Annotated in this window: 4 protein-coding genes; 1 reads left to right on the forward strand and 3 read right to left on the reverse strand. The window is 70.7% G+C overall.

Annotated features, from left to right (window positions below; genetic code table 11):
* Window positions 1-46 precede the first annotated feature (46 nt).
* Window positions 47-583 carry an alkyl hydroperoxide reductase gene (locus ACWGIG_RS36955; RefSeq protein ID WP_453326098.1) on the reverse strand — a complete coding sequence of 179 codons (537 nt, stop codon included), beginning with the start codon at window positions 581-583 and terminating at the stop codon, window positions 47-49.
* A 52-nt stretch (window positions 584-635) separates the two neighbouring features.
* A complete protein-coding gene (locus tag ACWGIG_RS36960) occupies window positions 636-1,190 on the reverse strand; it encodes a peroxiredoxin (protein WP_453326099.1) in 555 nt (184 codons plus the stop codon).
* A 134-nt stretch (window positions 1,191-1,324) separates the two neighbouring features.
* Here ACWGIG_RS36960 and ACWGIG_RS36965 point away from each other — a divergent pair, with 134 nt between their 5' ends.
* A complete protein-coding gene (locus tag ACWGIG_RS36965) occupies window positions 1,325-2,266 on the forward strand; it encodes a hydrogen peroxide-inducible genes activator (RefSeq protein ID WP_453326100.1) in 942 nt (313 codons plus the stop codon).
* Window positions 2,267-2,379: 113 nt separating this feature from the next.
* On the opposite strand, the gene ACWGIG_RS36970 is transcribed toward ACWGIG_RS36965, so the two are convergent.
* Window positions 2,380-4,695, reverse strand: coding sequence for an FtsX-like permease family protein (locus ACWGIG_RS36970; protein WP_453326101.1), 2,316 nt, complete (start codon window positions 4,693-4,695; stop codon window positions 2,380-2,382).
* Between the last annotated feature and the right edge of the window lie 160 nt (window positions 4,696-4,855).

The raw sequence follows: 4,855 nt of genomic DNA on the forward strand, positions 1-4,855 counted from the left end.
CCTCTCACGTACGTACTCGTACTACTCGGCCAGGCTGTGCCTTGCCTCAGGCGCCGGCGAGGCTGGCCTCGGAGTCGAGGGTCACGCCGGCCGCCTGGATCACCGCGGCGATCTTGACGGCCTCCTGGATGGTCTCGCGGGAGACCTCGGCCTTGCGCAGGACCTGCTCGTGCGAGTCCAGGCACTGGCCGCAGCCGTTGATCGCGGAGACCGCGAGGGACCACAGTTCGAAGTCGACCTTCTCGACACCCGGGTTGCCGATGACGTTCATCCGCAGACCGGCGCGCAGGTTCCCGTACTCCGGGTCGGAGAGCAGGTGGCGCGTGCGGTAGAAGACGTTGTTCATCGCCATGATCGCGGCGGCGGACTTGGCCGCCGTGAACGCCTCGGCGGAGAGGTTCGCCTTCGCCTCGGGCTCCAGCTCGCGCAGCACCTTCGGCGAGCGCGAGGCGATCGCGCAGGCCAGCACGGTGCCCCACAGCTGCTGCTGCGGGAGGTCGCTGTTGCCGATGACCGAGCCCAGGTTGAGGCGCAGGTCCTTGGCGTAGTCCGGAATGGCGGACTTCAGTTCGTCGAGTGCCATGTCAGATCAGTCCGTTCTGTGGTCCGTACGGGCGGGCTTGCTTCGGGGGTTCCTACTCGCCCGAGAGCAGCGCGACCGGGTCCAGGGTGTTCTCGCCCTTGGTCCAGTTGCACGGGCACAGCTCGTCGGTCTGGAGCGCGTCGAGGACCCGGAGGACCTCCTTCGGGTTCCGGCCGACGGAACCGGCGGTCACCATCGTGAACTGGATCTCGTTGTTCGGGTCGACGATGAAGACGGCGCGCTGCGCGAAGCCGTCCTCGCCCTCGATGCCGAGGTCACGCATGAGCTCGTGCTTCGAGTCGGCCAGCATCGGGAAGGGCAGGTCGGTCAGGTCCGGGTGGTCCTTGCGCCAGGCGTGGTGCACGAACTCGGAGTCACCGGAGAAGCCCAGGACCTGCGCGTCACGGTCCGCGAACTCCTCGTTCAGCTTGCCGAACGCGGCGATCTCGGTCGGGCAGACGAAGGTGAAGTCCTTGGGCCACGCGAAGACGACGCGCCACTTGCCCTCGTAGGACTTGTGGTTGATCTGCTCGAACTCGTTGCCGGCCTCCAGGGAGACACAGGCGGTGAGGTCGTACGTGGGGAACTGGTCACCAACAGTGAGCACGCGCTCTCCTTGCGACATGGGAAATCCCTTTTGCAGGGGTTTCCTGTGGGGGTGGACGGATCCCCAGAGTGACACAGGAGGCATTGATAGCGGAAATAGCTAGACTCGGTCATACCGATCGGAGGTGGTTATCAGTGGTCGTAGTAAATAGGGGCAAGCAACCCACACTGGCCCAGTTGCGCGCCTTCGTGGCAGTCGCCGAGCATCTGCACTTCCGCGACGCCGCGGGCGCGCTCGGGATGAGCCAGCCGGCACTGTCCGGGGCGGTCTCCGCCCTGGAGGAGGTCCTCGGCGTCCAGCTCGTCGAGCGTACGACGCGCAAGGTGCTGCTCTCGGCGGCGGGGGAGCGGCTGGCGGTGCGGGCCCGGGTGGTCCTGGAGGCGGTCGGGGAGCTCCTGGAGGAGGCGGAGGCGGTACGGGCCCCCTTCACCGGGGTGCTCCGCCTGGGCGTCATCCCGACGGTCGCTCCGTACCTCCTCCCGACGGTGCTGCGGCTCGTCCACGACCGGTACCCCGCACTGGACCTCCAGGTGTACGAGGAACAGACCTCGTCCCTCGTGGAGGGGCTGGCGGCGGGCCGCCTGGACCTGCTGCTGCTCGCGGTGCCGCTGGGGGTGCAGGGTCTGGTCGAACTCCCGCTCTTCGACGAGGACTTCGTACTCGTGATGCCGGATCAGCACTGGCTCGCCGGGCGGGACGACATTCCGCGCGAGGCGCTGCGGGAGCTCCAGCTGCTGCTCCTGGACGAGGGCCACTGCCTGCGCGACCAGGCGCTGGACGTCTGCCGCGAGGCGGGCCGGGAGGACGGAGGTCCCGTGACGACCACGGCGGCGGGGCTCTCGACGCTGGTGCAGCTGGTGGCGGGCGGGCTGGGCGTCACGCTCCTGCCGCGCACGGCGGTGCAGGTGGAGACGGGGCGCAACCCGGACCTGGTGACGGGCTACTTCGCCGACCCCGCACCGTCGCGCCGGATCGCGCTGGTGATGCGGGCGGGGACGGCGCGGGGAGAGGAATTCGGGGAGTTCGCGGGGGCGTTGAGGGGGGCGCTGGAGGGATTGCCGGTACGGATGGTGTAGCGCGGCGGTGGCGAGGGCGTGCGGTCGGGGAGGGGTGGTCAGGGGCGCGGTGAACTGCGCGATCAGCCACGACGCACCCGCACGTGCCACCGCACCCCTACTCGACCGCACCCCTACTCGGTCCGCAGTCCGTCGGGCCGCATCAGCCGCACCAGCACCGGCATGCTCAACGCCGTGACCAGCAGCACGACCCCCGCCGCCAGGCCCGACATCACCGCGACGCCGCCCCAGTCGAAGCCGACCGTCCGCATCGTCATGCGCAGCAGCACCACGCCCAGCACGGTGCCGACTGCGATCGCGAGGATCAGCCCCAGCGCCACCGGCACGGCCGCCTGCCACAGCACCGACCAGCCCAGCGTGGAGCGCCGCGTGCCGAACGCGACCAGTGCCGCGAGCAGCTTGCGCCGTTCCCGCAACTGCTCCAACTGCGAGACCAGCAGGCTCGCCCCGATCAGCAGCAGCACGATGGTCGCGCCCGCGAACACCCCGCGCCGGACCTGGTCAAAGCTGCGCGTCTGCTCCTGTTCCGCCAGGAGAGAGGCGCTGATCTGCGGGTCTGTCGCGTAGGCGACGTTGCGTACGAGCTCCGCGGTGTCCGCCGAAGAGCGGTCGAGCTTGAGGTACAGCGTGTGTGAGTACGCCTTCTTGGCCGAGGCGGGCAGTGCCCCGGGGGTGGCGAGGATGCCGGAGGGCGGGTAGCCGCTCGGGTCCTTCTTGGCCCGGACGGTCACCGCCGAGGCGGGCAGGGTCCACGGCAGGCCCAGGCCGGGTTTCATGCCGACCGTCGGTTCGAGGTAGTACCGGTGGCCGGGCGTGAAGCCCTTGGTGTTGCCCTCGGGGCCGCTGCCGTCGGACCGGAAGACGGCCCCGTCCGCGCAGGACGGAAGAACCGCGATCTCGCGCAGCGACGCGCAGTCGGCCACGGTCAGCTGGGTGAAATTGTCGGGGGACTCGCGGGCGTTGCCGATCCAGGCGGCCGAGTAGGCCTTGGTGCCGCGCACGCCCGGAACGGTGGCCAGTCGGCCGGCCAGTTCCGTTGCCTTCGCGGCACCGGGGCTGCCGGGGACGACGAAGAGCCGCATGTCCGCCCGGGAGGTGTCCGCCCCGGTGTCCCGGGTGTACCGGTCGGTGACCCCGGCGAACAGCATCTGCAGGGCGATCGCCCCGGCCACCGCGACTGCGATGCCGTTGACCGTACGGGCCGCCGTTCCGCCGCTCAACTGGAGTCTGCGCACCGCGAGTTGCCAGGAGACCGGGCCGCTTCCGAGGCGGGCGACGAACGCCTCCACCAGCCACGGCAGCAGGGCCGTGACACCGATCAGCAGCAGCGCGGTCCCGCCGAGGACCAGCGGCCGGTTGAAGTTTCCCTCGGTGTCGCCCTGGCCGAGCATCGGCGCCAGCAGGGCGAGTCCCGCGACGGGCAGCAGCAGCCGCCACCAGATCCGGCGGCGCACCGGCTTGGCGGCGCGCACCACGCCGAGCGGTTCGATGACGACGCCGCGCAGCGCGAGCAGCGTCACCAGGAGCGCCGACACCGGCACCGCGACACAGACCAGGGCCACCGCCCACGGGGCAGGGACGAGGTCGGACGGGAAGACGCTGATCCGCTCCAGCGTGATCAGCCCCGCCATGGACCGGGCCAGGAAGAACAGCCCGCCGCCCACGACCAGTCCGGCCAGCGAGCCCGCGAGGGCCTCGCCCGCCGCGATCCGACGGGTCATGCCCCCGTCCGCGCCCACCAGCCGCAGCGCCGCGAGCCTGCGGTCGCGGCGGTCGCCGCCGAAGCGGACGGCGGCGGCGATGAGGACGGCGACCGGGACGAGCAGGACGACGAAGGCGACCAGGACCAGCAGCAGCAGGACCGAGTCCAGGCCCTCCTGGGGAACGCCCTTGAAGGCGGTGAGGCGGTTGGTGAACCCGGGGTCGAAGCTGAGTTCCTTGCTGCCCTGGTAGTACAGGAGTTCATGGGGTCCCAGCAGACCCGCGTCGCCGATGACGGAGACGATCGGGCCGTTCAGCCGGTCCCGCAGCAGCTTGCCCCCTTCGGATTCCAGCAGCTCCTTCAGGGCGGGGGAGACCGCCAGTTCACCCGGTGCGGGGAAGGCGGTCAGGCCGGGCGGCAGCGGGGCCTTCGGGCCTTCGGGCCGCACCAGACGGCCCTGGACCGCCTGGTCGCGGAAGTCGGAGTACATGCTGGCGAGCAGCAGCGTGCCGGGGCCCGCCTGCTGCTGGGTGACGCCGCCCAGCTCGCCGCGCTGGTAGCCGCGCTCGTCGCGGGCGGACAGCGCGTTCGGGATCGCGGTGGTGATCAGCAGCAGTGCCACGCCGAGGCCGACGCCGACCGCGGTCAGGACCGTACGCGTCCAGCCCTCGCGTCCGCCGCTGACGGCGAACTTCACTCCGAGGCGCAGGTCGTCGAGTGCACTCATCCGGCGAACTCCAGGCTCAGATCGCGGGACTTTCCGTCGCGTACGACGACTTCGCGGTCGGAGTAGGCGGCGACGCGTGCTTCGTGGGTGACGAGGACGACGGCGGCGTGGGTGGAGCGGGCGGCGTCGGTGAGCAGTTCCATGACGCGTTCGCCGTTGA

The organism is Streptomyces sp. NPDC054863 (genome assembly GCF_053610825.1).

Bases quoted from the DNA above. Each gene is read 5' to 3' on its own strand.
- ACWGIG_RS36955 (WP_453326098.1), bottom strand. From the start codon at position 583: ATGGCACTCGACGAACTGAAGTCCGCCATTCCGGACTACGCCAAGGAC.
- ACWGIG_RS36970 (WP_453326101.1), bottom strand. From the start codon at position 4,695: ATGAGTGCACTCGACGACCTGCGCCTCGGAGTGAAGTTCGCCGTCAGC.